General features: G+C 66.2%; 15 protein-coding genes and 1 pseudogene. 8 read left to right on the plus strand and 8 right to left on the minus strand.

Translation table 11 applies throughout. The annotated features are described in order from the left end of the window. Positions 1 to 22 precede the first annotated feature (22 nt). Complete coding sequence (locus NO887_RS04395) at positions 23 to 262, plus strand: DUF8029 family protein (RefSeq protein ID WP_256417252.1); 240 nt, start codon at positions 23 to 25, stop codon at positions 260 to 262. Between the two features lie 132 nt (positions 263 to 394). On the opposite strand, the pseudogene NO887_RS18625 reads toward NO887_RS04395, so the two are convergent. The 3 genes and pseudogenes from NO887_RS18625 to NO887_RS04410 form a co-directional block, all read right to left on the minus strand. Beyond that, a pseudogene (locus NO887_RS18625) lies at positions 395 to 727 on the minus strand (zinc ribbon domain-containing protein); the annotation flags it as partial. A 426-nt stretch (positions 728 to 1,153) separates the two neighbouring features. Further along, the gene (locus NO887_RS04405) at positions 1,154 to 3,421 is read right to left on the minus strand and encodes a CDC48 family AAA ATPase (RefSeq protein ID WP_256417254.1); all 2,268 of its coding nucleotides are present in this window, start codon (positions 3,419 to 3,421) and stop codon (positions 1,154 to 1,156) included. Then, positions 3,418 to 3,669: a DUF7127 family protein gene (locus tag NO887_RS04410; protein WP_256417255.1), complete on the minus strand. Its 252-nt coding sequence runs from the start codon at positions 3,667 to 3,669 to the stop codon at positions 3,418 to 3,420. The genes NO887_RS04405 and NO887_RS04410 overlap by 4 nt, the downstream gene beginning before the upstream one ends. Positions 3,670 to 3,893: 224 nt before the next feature. Between NO887_RS04410 and NO887_RS04415 the strand changes: the two genes are divergently transcribed. The 4 genes from NO887_RS04415 (at position 3,894) to NO887_RS04430 (ending at position 7,950) form a co-directional block, all read left to right on the plus strand. Continuing rightward, positions 3,894 to 4,676 carry an alpha/beta fold hydrolase gene (locus tag NO887_RS04415; protein ID WP_256417256.1) on the plus strand — a complete coding sequence of 261 codons (783 nt, stop codon included), beginning with the start codon at positions 3,894 to 3,896 and terminating at the stop codon, positions 4,674 to 4,676. 333 nt (positions 4,677 to 5,009) lie between these two features. Continuing rightward, positions 5,010 to 5,738 carry a DUF2391 family protein gene (locus tag NO887_RS04420; protein ID WP_256417257.1) on the plus strand — a complete coding sequence of 243 codons (729 nt, stop codon included), beginning with the start codon at positions 5,010 to 5,012 and terminating at the stop codon, positions 5,736 to 5,738. 151 nt (positions 5,739 to 5,889) lie between these two features. Continuing rightward, positions 5,890 to 6,273 carry an Hsp20/alpha crystallin family protein gene (locus NO887_RS04425; protein ID WP_256417258.1) on the plus strand — a complete coding sequence of 128 codons (384 nt, stop codon included), beginning with the start codon at positions 5,890 to 5,892 and terminating at the stop codon, positions 6,271 to 6,273. A 3-nt stretch (positions 6,274 to 6,276) separates the two neighbouring features. Continuing rightward, the gene (locus NO887_RS04430; protein ID WP_256417259.1) at positions 6,277 to 7,950 is read left to right on the plus strand and encodes an ABC1 kinase family protein; all 1,674 of its coding nucleotides are present in this window, start codon (positions 6,277 to 6,279) and stop codon (positions 7,948 to 7,950) included. Positions 7,951 to 8,003: 53 nt separating this feature from the next. Here the strand turns inward: NO887_RS04430 and NO887_RS04435 are convergent, their stop codons facing one another. From NO887_RS04435 to NO887_RS04445, 3 genes are all read right to left on the minus strand, one after another. Beyond that, complete coding sequence (locus tag NO887_RS04435; RefSeq protein ID WP_256417260.1) at positions 8,004 to 9,155, minus strand: site-2 protease family protein; 1,152 nt, start codon at positions 9,153 to 9,155, stop codon at positions 8,004 to 8,006. Positions 9,156 to 9,336: 181 nt separating this feature from the next. Beyond that, positions 9,337 to 9,594 carry a DUF7123 family protein gene (locus NO887_RS04440; RefSeq protein ID WP_256417261.1) on the minus strand — a complete coding sequence of 86 codons (258 nt, stop codon included), beginning with the start codon at positions 9,592 to 9,594 and terminating at the stop codon, positions 9,337 to 9,339. A 346-nt stretch (positions 9,595 to 9,940) separates the two neighbouring features. Further along, entirely contained in the window at positions 9,941 to 10,771 is an 831-nt protein-coding gene (locus NO887_RS04445) for a molybdopterin synthase (RefSeq protein ID WP_256417262.1), read from the minus strand. Positions 10,772 to 10,869: 98 nt separating this feature from the next. Here NO887_RS04445 and pyrH point away from each other — a divergent pair, with 98 nt between their 5' ends. Genes pyrH through NO887_RS04460 form a run of 3 tightly spaced genes read left to right on the plus strand, consistent with a single transcriptional unit; the run spans position 10,870 to position 13,586 of the window. Next, positions 10,870 to 11,598, plus strand: coding sequence for a UMP kinase (gene pyrH, locus NO887_RS04450; RefSeq protein WP_256417263.1), 729 nt, complete (start codon positions 10,870 to 10,872; stop codon positions 11,596 to 11,598). Then, positions 11,595 to 13,316, plus strand: a complete 1,722-nt coding sequence (gene lysS, locus NO887_RS04455; protein WP_256417264.1) for a lysine--tRNA ligase — start codon at positions 11,595 to 11,597, stop codon at positions 13,314 to 13,316. Before pyrH ends, lysS begins: the two co-directional genes overlap by 4 nt. Then, positions 13,317 to 13,586 carry a DUF7573 domain-containing protein gene (locus NO887_RS04460; RefSeq protein ID WP_256417265.1) on the plus strand — a complete coding sequence of 90 codons (270 nt, stop codon included), beginning with the start codon at positions 13,317 to 13,319 and terminating at the stop codon, positions 13,584 to 13,586. Between the two features lie 85 nt (positions 13,587 to 13,671). On the opposite strand, the gene NO887_RS04465 is transcribed toward NO887_RS04460, so the two are convergent. Next, on the minus strand, positions 13,672 to 13,965 hold the full coding sequence (locus NO887_RS04465) for a DUF5808 domain-containing protein (RefSeq protein ID WP_256417266.1): 294 nt from the start codon (positions 13,963 to 13,965) through the stop codon (positions 13,672 to 13,674). A 52-nt stretch (positions 13,966 to 14,017) separates the two neighbouring features. Next, a complete protein-coding gene (locus NO887_RS04470) occupies positions 14,018 to 15,802 on the minus strand; it encodes a bifunctional N(6)-L-threonylcarbamoyladenine synthase/serine/threonine protein kinase (RefSeq protein ID WP_256417267.1) in 1,785 nt (594 codons plus the stop codon). Between the last annotated feature and the right edge of the window lie 4 nt (positions 15,803 to 15,806).

A 15,806-nucleotide genomic window follows, 5' to 3' on the forward strand; every position in this document is an offset into this window, starting at 1 on the left:
TCGACCGCGCTCCCACAAGCTTATGCCTGCCCTCGCCGTGGCCCCGGACATGACCACATCACTCGCTGCGCTTGCGATGTCGGGACCGCTTCAGGCGGGAATCCTCGCCAGTCCGACGGGACAGCTCCTCGCCGCGCTCGTCGCCGCGGCGATCGTGATCGTCCTCGGGAAGTTCGTGTTGAAGCTCGCGTGGCGACTCATCACGATCGGTATCGTCGTCGTCGCCGCCGTCTACCTGTTGACGGTGCTCGGCGTCATGTAAACTACCCCACCCTACTCCCTCGGCGTGGTCCGAGAGAGCGAAGCTCTCTCGTCATCACGAGACGGCTTCGCCGTCTCGAACGACTACGCACCTCAGTCCTTGAGGTGGGGTTTTGATGTGGACTCCTGGCGATCAGTCGCCAGCAATCGGCTGGTAACTCTCACCGTTCAACGTCCCACCATTTATACGCAGGTCTACTTCTGCGTCTCCGCTCCCCGACGTGGGCGAGGAACGCAGGCTGTGTGTCCGCTTTCGGCCGTATCGTATCCCGATATTCTTCGCGGCGTTGTAATCCGCGTTCACCTCATAGCCGCACTTCTGGCACCGGAACTGTTCACCGTGGCGGTTGTCGCCGTGCGTAAACCCACAGTCAGTCCGCGAACAGCGTTGGGACGTGTGGCTCGACTCAACTTGTTCGACAGCGACACCACGTTCTGGTGCCTTGTATTCGACGTACTCGTGAAGTACCTCGGGGCTTGTCCCCGAGACACTCGGCCTGCTCCGCCTGTAGAGCGCGTCCCGCACCTGCCGTTTGTTGGTCTTGCACTCGGTGTACGATACGTCTGACCAACAGTAGTCGGCGGTTCGGTTGGCGCAGTACAGGTACTGCTCGGCGGTTCGGTGGAGTGCGTCGCGTTGCTCGTCGGAAACGGCGAGTTTCACGACGGCGGTTCGACGCACATCCATACTTCAGAGAAGGCTCGACGGTATTTATATAGTTGGGAGTCTGCTGGTCGCAGTACGCCGGTTGTATCGTAGCGTGTCGGCTTCCACCCGGCCTACTCGCGTCGTGCTTCCGACTCAGCGTCGGAAGCCCTTGCTCCTTGAGGCCGGGGGCTCCGTCTCGAAACTGCTGAAAAACCGTGTGAGCCGTCGCGGGTGGGCGTTCGCTTACTGGAACGCCGCGCCGGGCTCGGCTTCGGTCCGGTCGACATCCGACCGCTTGAACTGCTTTTCAATCTCCTCGTAGCGCTCCCGCGTCTCGGGAGTGACGCTGGGGTTCACCTCGCTCAGGGCGTCCTCGAAGTGCTGCATCGTCACGCGGACGTTGCCGACAGACTCGCCGACCTCCTCGCGCGAGACGCTGCCGATGAACTCCCGGGAGGCGTTCATCGATGCCTCGCGGGCGACTGCCTCGATGTCGGCCCCGACGTATCCCTCGGTTTTGCGGGCCAGCGCGTCAAGATCGACGTCGTCGGCCAGCGGCTTGTTCCGGGTGTGGACCTCTAGGATCTTCCGGCGCGCCTCCTCGTCGGGGACGGGCACGTGGACGTGTCGGTCCAGCCGACCGGGGCGCAACAGCGCGGAGTCGATCAGGTCCGGACGGTTCGTCGTCGCGATGACGACCACGTCCTCCAGCGATTCGAGCCCGTCGAGCTCCGTCAGCAGCTGGGAGACGACGCGCTCGCCGACGCCGGAGTCGCCGGAGTTCTTCCCGCGCTCGGTCGCGATCGAGTCGATCTCGTCGAAGAACACGATCGTCGGCGCGTTCTCGCGGGCCTTGCTGAACACCTCGCGGATGCCTTTCTCGGACTCACCCACGTACTTGTTCAGCAGCTCGGGCCCCTTGATCGAGATAAAGTTCGACTCGCTCTCGTTGGCGACGGCCTTCGCGAGCAGGGTCTTCCCCGTGCCCGGCGGCCCGTACATCAGTACGCCCTTGGCGGCCTGCATGTCGAGCTCCTCGAACACCTCGGGGTATTCGAGCGGCCACTGGATCGTCTCGCGAAGCCGATCTTTGGTGTCTTCGAGGCCGCCGACCTGATCCCAAGTGGTGTCGGGGACCTCCACGAACACCTCGCGGAGCGCGGAGGGTTCGATCCCCTTGATCGCCTCTTTGAAATCGCTCTCGGTGACCTGAATGGAGTTCAGCACCTCCGCGTCGATCTCGTCGCTTTCGAGGTCGAGTTCGGGGCGGATGCGTCGCAGCGCGTGCATCGCCGACTCCTTGGCTAGCGACTCGAGGTCGGCTCCGACGAAGCCGTGGGTGTTCTCGGCGTACTCGTCGAGGTCGATCCCCTCGACCAAGGGCATGTTCCGCGTGTGGACCTGCAGGATCTCCTTGCGTCCGTCGCGGTTGGGGACGCCAACCTCGATCTCGCGGTCGAAGCGACCGCCGCGCCGGAGCGCGGGGTCGATGGCGTCGACGCGGTTCGTCGCCCCGATGACGACGACCTCGCCGCGCTCTTCGAGCCCGTCCATCAGCGAGAGCAACTGGGCCACGACGCGGCGCTCCACGTCGCCCCCAGCCTCCTCGCGCTTGGGCGCGATGGAGTCCAGTTCGTCCATGAAGATAATCGACGGCGACTCCTCCGCGGCCTCCTCGAACACCTCACGGAGCTGTTCTTCCGACTCGCCGTAGTACTTCGACATGATCTCCGGGCCGGAGATCGTGTGGAAGTTCGCGTCGATCTCGTTGGCGACGGCCTTCGCGATCAGCGTCTTCCCCGTGCCCGGCGGGCCGTGCAGCAGGACGCCTTTCGGCGGATCGATACCGAGCCGCTTGAACAGCTCCGGGTGCCGCATCGGTAGTTCGATCATCTCGCGGACCTGCTCTAGCTCGTCGTCGAGCCCGCCGATGTCCTCGTAGGCCACGTCGGGGCCCTCACCGGTTCCCTCGGGGCCCTCGCCGCGCTCTGCGATCTCCTCTGCTGCGACCTCCGAGACCGTGATCTCGGTGTCGTCGGTGATGACGACGGTCCCGCCGGGACGCGTCTCGGCGATCTTCATCGGCACCGCCTGCGACTGTCCGCCCATCAGTCCGAAGCCCATCGAGGTGCGGATCGTCTGGCCTTCGGTCACCGGCTGTCCGGAGAGCTTGTCGCGAATGAACGGCGCGATCTGGCCGCGCACGCGGAGCTGGCTGGGGAAGGCGATAGTGACGGACTCCGCGCGGGAGACGTCGACGGACTCGATCGTCACGCGGTCGTCGATCCCGACGTTCGCTTCCTGACGGAGCCGCCCGTCGATGCGAACGACGCCGGTCCCGTCGTCCTCGGGGTAGCCGGGCCAGACGCGGGCGATCGCGGCCCCGTCTTGCCCCTCGACGCGGACGATGTCCCCGCCGGAGAGCCCCAGCTCGTCGGCCGCGACGCGGTCGATCGCCGCGAGGCGACGCCCGGCGTCCTTCTGCTTCAGCGGTCTGACGGTGAGCTTCATCGCTCACCCTCCACGGTGACAACGCCATTTGCGACCGAGGCCGACTCGGCCGTTCCGGGCAGTTCGAACTCGGATTCGACCGGCTCGCCGGATCCCTCGATCACGACGATCGCCGTCTCGCCGACGGTGTCGACAGAGACGTTTTCGGCGTCAGCGCCCAGATCGGCGGCGACGACCCACCCATCCTCGTACTCGTACCGACGAAGCAGCGCGCCGTCGCCGGTCGATTGGGTCTGTTGGTGATTCATCCTAACAACAAGTTAGGCGCTAAAGTATTTAAACCTGTCGGGTAAAATCGCATGACGTGGGCGCTCGACGAAATCATCGGTAGTGTTGCGGTTCGGCGCTGGAAGGGAAGGAAAGCGCGGGGGTACCAAAACGACGAGACACGGTGAAGATGGGTACGGTCTCGGACGGGATCGCCGAGCGTTCGGTGCCAGACGCTTAGTGCCGCCGCGGCGGAGTCGAGGCTATGGAGCGTGTCACACATCACGGTCGCGAGACGGCCTATCGGGTCTCCGACCGCGGCGGGGACGGTCCGACGGTCTGTTTCGTCCACGGCAGCGGTGGGACGAAAAGCGTCTGGGCGGCGCAAGCCCGCGAGAAGCCTCCGTTTCGAGCCGTCGCACTCGATCTGTCCGGGCACGGCGACAGCGACGACATCGACGCTCCGGCTGGGCCCGAGACGCTCGACGCGTACGCGAACGATGTCGTCGCCGTTGCAGCCGAGGCCGACGCGACCGTGCTCTGTGGTAACTCGCTCGGCGGAGCCGTGGCGCTGTGGGTCGCGCTCGACCGCGACTACGCGCTCGACGGACTGATCCTCGCAGGCACGGGCGCGAAGCTCTCCGTGAGCACGGATCTTCTCGATGCGCTGGCGACCGACTTCGAACGGGCGATCGACCGACTCCACCGGCCCGACCGGCTCTTTCACGACGTACCCCCGGAGTACGTCGAGCGGTCGCGAGCGAGCATGCGGGAGTGCGGCCGCGAGGTCACGAGACGCGACTTCCAGACCTGTCACGCGTTCGATGTTCGCAACCGCCTCGGCGATATCGCCGTCCCGTCGCTAGCGGTCGTCGGCGAACACGACGGACTCACGCCGCCGGCGTACCACGAGTATCTCGCCGACCGGATCGACGACTGCGAGTGCGCGGTGATCGACGACGCCGCCCATCTTGCGATGCTCGAACGCCCCGCGACGTTCACCGAGGTGTTGTCGACGTTCATGACGGCAATCGACCGCTCACGGTAGACCTTGCTTCGAAACGGGCACGACGGCGATAGGGCAACGGGATTCACGACTGTACAAGAGACTTGAGGAGCGAAAAACGCGGGTAAGGGCAGAAAACGCTCGGCGGAGCGCCGACAGCGGGTCGGCGCGCTCCGCGCCTCGAAGACGGTCCACACTGGACTCGATGCGGTGCCACTCGACAGCCGAATGTGGTTGATAGCCGTCGTCGATGTTCTCGGTACTCACCTCGTGGTGTGTGTTACCGCCCCACAGTATATAAATTGATCGACGACGCACGCGAGGCCGTCCGCGGCACCCGGTACGCTTTCCACGGTCGGCGGCGAGCAGTGGTCTATGGACACCGACGGGGACGAGGCGAATCGAGCCGCCAGCAGGGCGGCGAGAGCCGACGGTGGAAAAGCGGGACCAGACGACGGAGCCGCGGACGCGTCGCACGGGCCGAGCGACCCCGACATCAACGACCTGCTCGCGAAACTCGACGCCCTCAGCGACACCGTCGACGAGGGACACGAGCGCGAGAAGGTGCGACAGACCATCTCGCTCGTCGAACGGATGCCCGGGAGCACGGCGTTCACCACCCGGATCACGAAGTACACCTCGCGGGACATGGCGGAGGCGTTCGTGGGGGCTGTCCTCTTCGCGCTCCCGCTTCTCGTCGAGGGCGGCGTCTTCGAGATCGCGGCGTGGTTCGCGGCGAACACGCCGAGAGGCGTCCCAGTCTTTCTGATCGCTCACGTCGGGTTCGTGCTCGTCATGACTGCCGGACTTCTCTACTTCGCCGATTTCCGGCACATCGAAGTCAGACATCCGATTCTCGGTGTCATCCCGCGCCGGTACGCGGGCATCCTGTTCGTCTCGCTCGTGACATCCGTCTTCATGCTGCTTCTCTGGGGTCGGCTCCACGAAGCGGGGCCGACTACGCTTGAGCAGGTAGGCCGGGTGGCGGTCGTCTGGGCGGCGGCAGCCTTCGGCGCTGGACTCGGCGACATCCTCCCGGGCGAATCGCAGGGCGAGGACATCTACGACATCGACATCGACTTCGATCGGAACGACGACAGGTGAGGGGACTGACCGACGCGATCGCGCCAACACTCAGCGTGACCGCGCTGTCGACGCAACGTGACCGCTAGCGCCGCGCAGCCGCACCGTCAATGCTGCGGGATCGATCCGACTTTTCCACACCTTTTTCGCCGCGGCGACCCTATAACGGTTCATGTCAGCGTTACGCGACGCGCTCCGGGACCTCCCGGACGCGGTGTTTGCGGACCTGCTCGAATCCGACGACGGGTACGTGCTCGTCGTGGATCTCCCGGGCGCGACCGCGGAGACGACTGAGGTCCTTGCGGAGGACGGACGACTCGTCATCGAAGGGCGGCGAGAGAAGGGCGTCCCGGACGGCTTCCAATACGTGCGCGAGGACCGCCCGCTGTTTCTCGACGCCGAACTCCCCTTACCCCCGGACGCCGACGAGAGCGGGGCAGACGCCGAGATGGACCGCGGCGTGCTCGAAGTCACCATTCCAAAGCGGACCGACGACGCCGCTCGCACCATCCCGATCGACGAGGGAGACGAAGACGGTGTCGACCGCGACGCCTGACGGGTGGTGACGCTGGTCAACCTCCGCTCCTACTGGCGATTCGTCGTGGTCGCGCGGCAATTCTCGCCGCTGATCATCGCCTACTGGCGGGACCGGAAGCGATACCTCCTGTTCGGCGGCGGCCGCGAGGTCGACGCGGAGACCCAGCGGGAACGCGCGGCGGTCCTCCTCGACACCCTACTCACCCTCGGTCCGACGTTCATCAAGCTCGGGCAACTGCTCTCGACGCGGCCGGACATCTTGCCGCCCGCGTACATCGAGGTGTTGGAGGGCCTCCAAGACGACGTGCCGCCCGCCCCGTGGGAAGAGTCACGAACCGTCCTCGAAGACGAACTCGGCCCGGTCGACGATGTCTTCGACGATTTCGACCGGGAGTCAATAAGCGGAGCGAGCCTTGGACAGGTGTATACGGCCCGGTACAACGGCGACCCCGTCGCAGTGAAGGTCCGTCGCCCCGGGATCGAGTCACTCGTCGAGGCGGACCTCCGGACCATCCGCTGGTCGATCCCGCTTATCAAGCAATTCATCGGAAGTGGACGGGCGTTCTCGCTCGAGAACCTCGCCGACGAGTTCTCGAAGACGATCCGCGAGGAGATGGACTACGAACGAGAGCGAGCCGTCCTCGAAGAGATCCGCGCCAACTTCGCGGACGAAGATCGGATCCGAATCCCGACCGCCTACGAGGCGGTCTCGGGGCCGCGCGTGCTCACCATGGAGTATGTTCCCGGGACGAAGATCAGCGATATCGACGCGCTCGACGAGTCGGGGTTCGACCGGAACGCTATCGCGGAGACGCTTCAGGAGGTGTACCTCCAGATGATCATCGAAGACGGGGTGTTCCACGCCGACCCCCACCCCGGAAACCTCGCGGTCGACGACGACGGCACGGTGATATTCTACGACTTCGGGATGGCGGGACGCGTCGACCCGTTCGTCCAAGAGAAGATCGTCGACTTCTACGTCGCGGTCGCCCGACAGGACATCGACGCGATCTTGGACACGCTGATCGCGATGGGGACGCTGTCGCCCGAGGCCGACCGCGAGGTGATGGGCAACGTGATGGAGCTCGCCATCGCGGACGCCAGCGGCGAGGACATCGAGCAGTACCAGGTGAATCAGATCATCGAGCAGGTGGAGTCGACCATCTACGAGTTCCCGCTGCGGCTCCCGCCGAACCTCGCGCTCGTGTTGCGGGTCGCGACGGTCGTCGAGGGGGTCTGTGTCACGCTCGACCCCGAGTTCGATTTCATCTCGACGGCGACGGAGTACCTCAGAGACGAGGGGTACTACGAGGAGACGGCTCGAAACCTCGCACAACAGGCCGGCCAACAGGCCCAGCGGACCGCCGAAGCGCTGTTCACCGTCCCGCCGAAGGCCGACAACTTCCTCGACCGGGCGAATCGCGGCGACCTCCACGTCGACGTCACGATCGAGGACGACTCGAACGTCCTCGACAAGCTTGCGATGCGGATCGCCTACTCCGTGCTGCTCGCGGTCGGCGTGCTCTCTGCGACGATCCTCTACTCGTTCGCAAACGAGTGGCGGCTCGCGGCGGTCGTCCTCGTGTTGGCCGCGCCGCTCGCCGTCGCGCTCTACCGCTCGTTCCGGAAGAAGCGCGGGATTCGCGCGCGGCCACAGTTCACTCGACAGGGCATGAAGAAGCGACGCGAGGAGTAGGCGAACGACCGTTTCTGCGTCCTGGTCCAGAGCCAGTCGACGAGGCCGTTCTCTCAGGCCGTCACGACCTGAATCGGGACAAGGAGGAAACAGAGTGACCCGAGTGCGAACGTCGCGATTCCGACGGCGAGCCGCGGCCATTCGAGCCGCGTTTCGTCCGCGGGATTCGCCGGACCGTTGTACGCGATCACGAGCGAGAACACGCCCCAGAACGCCCACAGCCCGACCGACTGATCGAGTCCCAAGCCGCGCCAGAAGAAGAGGTACGCGGCGACCGTGAACAGCGCGGCGGGCACGAGCGACGCGATCGTCTCCTGCCGCGGTCCGACCATCGCACGAACCATGTGGCCGCCGTCGAGCTGCCCGACTGGGAGGAGATTGAGCAGCGTGAAGAACATCCCGACCCAGCCGCCGATGACAACCGGATGCGCCGTCAGACCTGGGTCCTCGTACGACGTGGGCTGGCCGAGGAGATCCGCGATGATCGACAGCAGCGGTGGATTGTTGAACTGGATGACGGTGCCGGAAGCGTCGGCGACCGCCGCCGGAACCCGGATCGGGTCGAGCGAGAGGCCGATCGCGGTGACGACGACCGTGGCGACGAGCCCCGCGATGGGACCGGCGACACCGATGTCGAAAAGCGCCTTCCGCGAGGGCATCCGCCCCCGCATCCGGATGACCGCACCTAGCGTGCCGAACGGGAACATGAACGGGATAACGTACGGCAGCGAAACGTTGACCCCGTGGTAGCGGCCGGCGACGTAGTGGCCCAGTTCGTGGGTCAGCAGGACGCCGAGCACCGCGACGGTGAAGGGCCATCCCTGAAGGACGGCCACCGGATTCGCCGTTATCTCCTCCCAGCCGACGTAGAACCAGCCGTACGCACCGACGAACAGCGTCGAGAGGACGGTCGCGACGAACATAGCGAGGTTGATCCACGGGATTCCGTCGCTACCGTGGCTAAACGGGGTCGCGACGACGACGTGCCGACCGTTCACCACGTCGACTTCCACCTCGTATCCGGCCTCGCGAAACGACGGGACCAGCTTTCGCACCAGCGTCCGTTCCGGGACGTACGACTCGCCGACGTACCGAACGCGCCCGTCGTCCCGGTGGACCTCGTCGACTCGGAAGAACGTCCCCAGCGGCTCCGGACGCGGCGCGTCGGTGGTCGCCGACGTCCCCCCGTCCTCGTGTTCTGGCATCGTCCGTCGTAACTGGTCGTCCAGTATAAACCCCGCGTCGACAACAGTCTGCTGCGGACGCGAGAGCAATCGGAACGATACTCGGACGGGACGGCGGGAGGAAGAGATGCGGGGACGCGCGTGAGCGCGCTGTGATTGGGCGATCCGTCTATTCAGTCGTTGGTTGTCGCTCGCGCTCGAATCAGGCCGGTTCGATGCGCCACGTCGTCGCGCCCGTGTACGACCACTTCTCGACGGTGAGCTCCGTAGCCGAATCGCGGAGCTTCACCATCAGCGCGCCGATCTCCTTCGGGGAGAGGTCGACATCGTCGGCGATGAACTTCCCCTTGAAGTACATCTCGCCCTCTTCGGCGCGGTCGAGCAGGTACTGTTTCAGCCGCTCTTCTTTGCTACGGTCGTCTGTCGTTGCGTTCGCGGAGGGGTTTGCAGTCGCGCTCATAGTACATCTCACCCCTGTCGCCGAAGGGGGTTATAAAGGGGAGACCGTTAGACGGTGTTCAGTAGCTTTCATGGCGTTTTATCGAGAGTGAGAAATCTAAAACGTGTCTGACGAACCGTTCACAACGCGATTAAAACGCTGTAGAAATTTTATACAGTGATTAGAACGCTTTTTTGGACGTGTCTACACGACCAAATTCCGTCTGTTCGATAGCAACACAATTCCCAGTTGTCGGTGAATATCTCCGCAATCTGCCCGGGCAAGTTCTCGCTCGCGCTCGCCGACTGATTTTCTTGCAAACATTTTGGAAGAAGATAATTGGTGCCGATCGAGATCGGATCCCCGATCACTCGCGCTGATGGACCCAGAACTCCTCGGCTTCGGTGGTTTCTTTCTTGAATATCGGGACCTCGTCTTTGAGGCGGTCGATCCCGTCTTCGACGGCGCGGAACGCCTCCCGGCGGTGTCCCGCGAGCACGACGACGAACACGATGTCCTCGCCCGCCTCGATCACGCCCGTCCGATGGTGCATTCGAACATCGAAGACGCCGTCGCGCTCGGTTAGTTCCGCAGCGATGGCGTCCATGCGATCCGCCGCGACGCCCTCGTACTTCTCGAACGCGAGGTGGGTCGTGCGGTCGTCGTCTGCCGCGTCCCGCTGGCGTACCCGACCAGTGAACGTCGCGATCGCGCCGGAGCGGTCGGCGTCGGCGGACGCCTCCACCCTGCGAACCAGCGTCTCTCGGGTGATCCACGGCCCCGCGTCGGCGAGATCGGCGGCGAGTTTGTCGAGATCGACATCGTCCGCGGATCGGGCGGTCGCGAGGACCGGTCCCGGCACGTCGTCGGCGTCGAAGTGCTCGCTGAGCAGGACGACGGGCACGCGCAGCCGCGACTCGCCGAGCACGATGAGATAGTCGTGAGTCGGTGCGAGGTCGTCGAGTACGTCGTCGATGCCGTCGACGCGTCCGGATCCGGTCCACGACCCGTCCGCGTCGAGTGCGATCTCGGTGACGTAGGCGGAGTCGGCTCCCGTCACCGATGTGCGGCGAGCGTCGACGACTCCACCGTCGGCTCGCTCGCGGCGGTCGACGACGGCCACCTGGCCGTCGAGCCGATCGGGGAGGAGCGCGGCGAGGTCCGCGGCGTCGGAACCGAGGATCGATATCGGCTGCATACCCGATAGCCGGGTGCGAGCGGCTTAGGCGTTTCCCGACGGTCTCCCGCGTCCGGGCTTGATAATCCTTAAGACCGCGACAGGGATATTCGACGGTAATGAGAGTCGTCGTTTCTGTCGGCGGGAGCGTGCTCGCGCCCGATCTCGACCCCGACCGGGTGGCCGCGTACGCCGATGCGATCGAGCAACTGGTCGCCACCGGCCACGAGATCGGCGTCGTCGTCGGCGGCGGCGGCGTCGCGCGCGAGTACATTGAGACGGCACGCGATCTCGGCGCGAACGAGGTCGAACTCGACCAGCTCGGCATCGGGACCACCCGGCTCAACGCCCGGCTGTTGATCGCCGCACTCGGAGAGAGAGCGACCGTCTCGCCGGCAACCGAGTACGACGAGGCAGCGGCCGGCCTCCGCCGCGGCGAGGTGTCAGTGATGGGCGGAATGACGCCCGGCCAAACCACCGACGCCGTCGCCGCCGCGTTCGCCGAGTCCGTCGACGCCGACCTGCTCGTGTACGCCACGAGCGCCGACGGGGTGTACGACACCGACCCCAACGCCGACCCGGACGCGACGCAGTTCGCCGAGCTGTCACCGGCCGAGCTCGTCGAGGTCGTCCTCCCGATGAGCCGCGACGCCGGTGCTTCGGCCCCCGTCGATCTGCTCGCCGCGAAACTCATCGACCGGGCGGGGATGCGCGCGATCGTTCTCGACGGAACCGACCCGAGAGACGTCGTCGACGCCGTCGTGTCCGACGACCACTCCGGGACCGACGTGATCCCGGCCGACGCGGAGGAGCTGACCGATCGAGCGAACGCCACGGAGCAGTCATGACCGGCGAGGACGCCGTGGACCGGGGGGACTCCCCGCACATCCTCTCTGACCGCCCGACGAACGGCGGCGCAGAGACGGTCGAAGACGACGAGGGGGGAAAAAACGGCGGCTTCCACGCGTTCTGGGCCGACACTGTCGCCGACGAAATCGAGGCACGCGGCGTCGACGATCCGATCGTGATCAAAGGCGGCGTCTCCCCCTCGGGCGTGGCCCACCTCGGGAACTTCAACGAGATCATGCGCGGCTACTTCGTCGCCGCGGTGCTCCGCGACCGCGGCCACGAGGTCAGACAGGTGTTCACCTCCGACGACAAAGATCCCCTCCGGAAGATCCCGCGAAAGCTGGCGAACGCCGACGGCGAGATCGTCGGACTGGGCGACGTCGACGCCGGCGCGCTCGGGCGGAACCTCGGCAAGCCGTACACCGCGATCCCGGACCCGTTCGGCGAGCGCGAGTCGTACGCCGCACACTTCGCGGCCCTGCTCGAAGCCGACGCCGCCCGTCTCGACATCCCCGTTGAGATGGTGTCGAACACCGAGCTGTACGCCGACGGGACGTTCGACTCGGTCACCCGAACCGTCCTCTCCGATCTCGATCGAGTGCGCGACGTGCTCTCGGCGTATCAGGACAAGGTCGACGAGGAGTACGTCCCGTTCAACCCCGTCTGTGCGGAGTGCGGCACGATCACGGAGACGGTTATCGCGGTCGACGTGGAGAGCGAGACGGTCGAGTACGTCTGTACCGACATGGAGGTCGGCGACGAGACGATCGAGGGCTGCGGCCACGAGGGGACCGCGACCTTCCGCGAGGGGAAGCTCCCGTGGCGACTGGAGTGGCCCGGCCAGTGGGAGGTCCTCGATGTCGACTTCGAGCCGTTCGGGAAGGACCACGCCGAGGGCTCGTGGCCCTCGGGCGTCGACGTCGCCCGCAACGTCTTGGGGATAGAACCGCCGGTACCGATGGTGTACGAGTGGTTCACGCTCAACGGCGAGCCGCTCTCGTCGTCCGCGGGCAACATCGTCACCGTCCCCGAGCTGCTGGAACTGCTCGAATCCGACGTGTTGCGGTATTTCTTCGCGCTCCACCCGAAGAAGGCCCGCGACCTCGACATCGCGCGGCTCGATCAGCTCGTCGACCGGTTCGACCGGTTCGAGCGCGCGTACTTCGGCGAGGTCGACGACCCCGACCTGACCGCCTTCGCCGAGCGCGCGTACCCTTTCGTCGTCGGGCGGTTGGAGGATCCGCCGACCCAGAAGCCGATCCGGCTCCCCTACACGTTCGCGGCCGTCCTCGGGATGGTCGACGACCCGGCGTTTCGCGAACGGCTTGCCCGCGACGAGGGGCACATCCCCGACGACGCGAGCGACGAGGCGGTCGACGCCGCCCTCGCTCGCGTCGAGAAGGCGCGAAACTGGGCGGAGCGGACGGAAAACGAGTACGACTACCGGCTTCAGACGGACCTCCCTGACGTCGAGTTCGACGACGACGTGGCCGCCGCACTCGACGACCTCGCCGACTTCGTCGCCGCCGGACACGACGGGGAGGCGATACAAAGCGAGATGTACGAGACGGCCCGCGATCACGACATCGAGGTCAGCGACTTCTTTTCGGCCGGCTACCGGCTCTTCTTCGACGATACGCAGGGGCCGCGACTCGGTGAGTTCCTCGGCGAACTGGAGCGCGAGTACGTGGTTCGGCGGCTCCGCCGGGAGGCGTAGATGGGCGAAGACCGATCGCTCGACGACTTTGCTCAAAACGCCGACGCCGATCGGAACGACGCGGACGCGAGATCGGGAGGCGAGAATCCGAGGGACGATACGGGGAGCGAGGCGAGTGAGTCGGTGGCCGAGGCGAGTGAAACGGTCACCGCGACGGCGACGTGGACGACCGACGGTGCCGACTGCGAGCAGTGCGGGGAATCGGTCGCCCGTCGCTGGCGCGACGGCGACGCCCTCGTCTGTGCCGACTGCAAGGACTGGTCGGGATAGTCGAGCGAGATCGAGAAAGACGCGATAGCCGGTCGTCGACGCGACCGATTTGTCGCGGTTCGATTGTCGGCTCGATCGCCGCAGATCAGTCGTCGTCGACGATCACTTCGACGGGCCCGTCGTCCGATTCGGGCGGAGCGTCGTCGTCGCTGCCGCCGGCCGCGCTCTGCGTCTGCTGGTAGTAGAGGCCGCCGGCGACCGCGAGGACGATCCACGACCGCCAGTTCGCGAGGTTCAGCGTGTAGCCGATACCGAACGGCTTCTCGACCAGCATTCCCTTGCCGGGCTGCCAGTACGACGAGAGGAGGCGACCGAGGCTCGGTCGCTCGAAGTTGTACGGGATACCGAGGATCTCACCCGAAGACGGTTTGTCTGCCATACCGGCGAATCGGCCGCCGGCCATATAAATCGTGGCGCAAGCCGCCGATCGGTCACCGATATCGACCGCGCCCCTCGACCTCGCGAAGCCGGTCGAGAACCGTCCGGTCGCCGACGGCGGCGTACCCCGCCTCGAACGCGTCGATCAGCGCGTCCGGGTCGGTCGCCGTCGCCCGGACCGACCCCTCGAAGACGTGGAGGTCCATCGCGTGGTCCTCCACGTGACCGGTGTGATAGCCGAGCCCGAAGTCGATGAGCGCCGTCCGCGCGGCCGCCTCCGACAGACCAGTCCCGTCGCGTTCCGCCTCGGACCCGTCGCGGTCCGATCCGAACTCACCGCGTCCGGATCCAGTCTCGCCACTGCTCGCGTCGCCCGCGATCCGGACGTTCCGAGTCGTCGGGTCCCCGTGAACGATCCCGGCGTCGTGGAGGGTCGCGAGGTGGCGACCCGTCGAGCGGACCCACGCCTCGCCGCCGTCGATGGCGGTCGCGAGGTCGCGGTCGCCGACGTACTGGAGCGTGAGGGTCGAGTTCGCCACGTCGACGTCGTACACGAGCGGGGTCGGGACGCCGGCGCGGCGCGCCTCGCTCGCGAGTCGCGCCTCTGCGACGGTCCGGTCGCGCCGAATCGATCGGTCCAGTTTCGGGTGTCGGTACCGCTTCGGGATCCGCCGCTTGATCACCCGCGGCTCCTCGGCGTCCGGCTCGACGGCGACGACCGCCTCTGCGCCCCGGAGATCCGCCGCGGGGTCGCCGGGTTCAGGTCTCACTGCGCCCGACTCAGTGCCGGCGGATCGAGCCCCCACCGCGACCGATTCAGCGTCGTTTCGCCACGTCACGGGTACCTGATCCGGGCGGAAGTTCGGATCGACGGCCGACTCGGCGATTGCGACGGTGTCGCCCGCCCGCGCCATCTTCGCGCCGAGGACGGCGATCATCCCGGCGTTGTCGCGGAGAAATCGCGGTTCCGGCGCGTAGAAATCGGCACCCCGGTCGGCACACATCGTCGCGAGCATCTCTCGCAGCCGGTCGTTCTGGGCGACGCCGCCGCCGAGGACGAGTTCGGTCGCGCCGGTCAACGATAACGCCCGCTCTGCGACCTCGGCGAGCATCGCGAACACGTGCTCCTGAAGGGCGAAACAGATCTCCCCGACTGGAACCCCGTCGTTGTGGGCGTCGTTGGCCGCGGAGCTGATTCCGGAAAACGAGAAGTCCATTCCCTTGACGACGTAGGGGAGATCGAGGAGATCGTCGGGGGCGTCTCCCCCGTGATCCGCCGCGAACTCCGTGGCCGCGGCCTCGACCTTCGGCCCGCCGGGGTGGCTCCATCCGATGTGACGCGTGAACTTGTCGATCGCGTTGCCGACGCCGGCGTCCATCGTCTCGCCGAGGACGCGGTAGCGCCCGTCGTGGTAGCCGAGCAGGTGCGCGTTCGCCCCGGAGGCGTTCAGACATACCGGGCTGTCGAACCCCGAGCGGTGTCGCCCGATCTCCAAGTGCGCCACCATGTGGTTCACTCCGACGAGCGGCACGTCGAGCGCGCCGGCGAGCGCCCGCGCCGCGGTGCCGACCGTCCGGAGACAGGGGCCGAGACCGGGACCGCGGGAGAAGGCGACGGCGTCGATCGCGTCCGGGCCGTACCCGTCTTCAGCCGCAGTCAGTACCGCGTCGACGACGGCGGGGATCGCCTCGGACATGTGTTCGGCGGCCTCGCGCGGGTGAATGCCGCCGCTGTCCGGCTCGTAGGGGTTCGATTCGATGAGAACGGAGTCGGCCTCGGCGTCATACAGCGCGGCGCTGGCACACCACGCGGTTCCCTCGATGCCGAGAACGCGCATCCGG

Origin of the sequence: Halorubrum laminariae (genome assembly GCF_024494655.1) — an archaeon.
GTDB classification, from domain to species: Archaea; Halobacteriota; Halobacteria; order Halobacteriales; family Haloferacaceae; genus Halorubrum; species Halorubrum laminariae.

Coding starts and splice junctions, on each gene's coding strand:
- NO887_RS04425 (WP_256417258.1), top strand. CDS start 5,890: ATGTCAGCGTTACGCGACGCGCTCCGGGACCTCCCGGACGCGGTGTTT.
- NO887_RS04405 (WP_256417254.1), bottom strand. CDS start 3,421: ATGAAGCTCACCGTCAGACCGCTGAAGCAGAAGGACGCCGGGCGTCGC.
- NO887_RS04465 (WP_256417266.1), bottom strand. CDS start 13,965: ATGGCAGACAAACCGTCTTCGGGTGAGATCCTCGGTATCCCGTACAAC.
- NO887_RS04420 (WP_256417257.1), top strand. CDS start 5,010: ATGGACACCGACGGGGACGAGGCGAATCGAGCCGCCAGCAGGGCGGCG.
- NO887_RS04470 (WP_256417267.1), bottom strand. CDS start 15,802: ATGCGCGTTCTCGGCATCGAGGGAACCGCGTGGTGTGCCAGCGCCGCG.
- NO887_RS04460 (WP_256417265.1), top strand. CDS start 13,317: ATGGGCGAAGACCGATCGCTCGACGACTTTGCTCAAAACGCCGACGCC.
- NO887_RS04415 (WP_256417256.1), top strand. CDS start 3,894: ATGGAGCGTGTCACACATCACGGTCGCGAGACGGCCTATCGGGTCTCC.
- lysS (WP_256417264.1), top strand. CDS start 11,595: ATGACCGGCGAGGACGCCGTGGACCGGGGGGACTCCCCGCACATCCTC.
- NO887_RS04435 (WP_256417260.1), bottom strand. CDS start 9,155: ATGCCAGAACACGAGGACGGGGGGACGTCGGCGACCACCGACGCGCCG.
- NO887_RS04395 (WP_256417252.1), top strand. CDS start 23: ATGCCTGCCCTCGCCGTGGCCCCGGACATGACCACATCACTCGCTGCG.
- pyrH (WP_256417263.1), top strand. CDS start 10,870: ATGAGAGTCGTCGTTTCTGTCGGCGGGAGCGTGCTCGCGCCCGATCTC.
- NO887_RS04445 (WP_256417262.1), bottom strand. CDS start 10,771: ATGCAGCCGATATCGATCCTCGGTTCCGACGCCGCGGACCTCGCCGCG.
- NO887_RS04440 (WP_256417261.1), bottom strand. CDS start 9,594: ATGAGCGCGACTGCAAACCCCTCCGCGAACGCAACGACAGACGACCGT.
- NO887_RS04410 (WP_256417255.1), bottom strand. CDS start 3,669: ATGAATCACCAACAGACCCAATCGACCGGCGACGGCGCGCTGCTTCGT.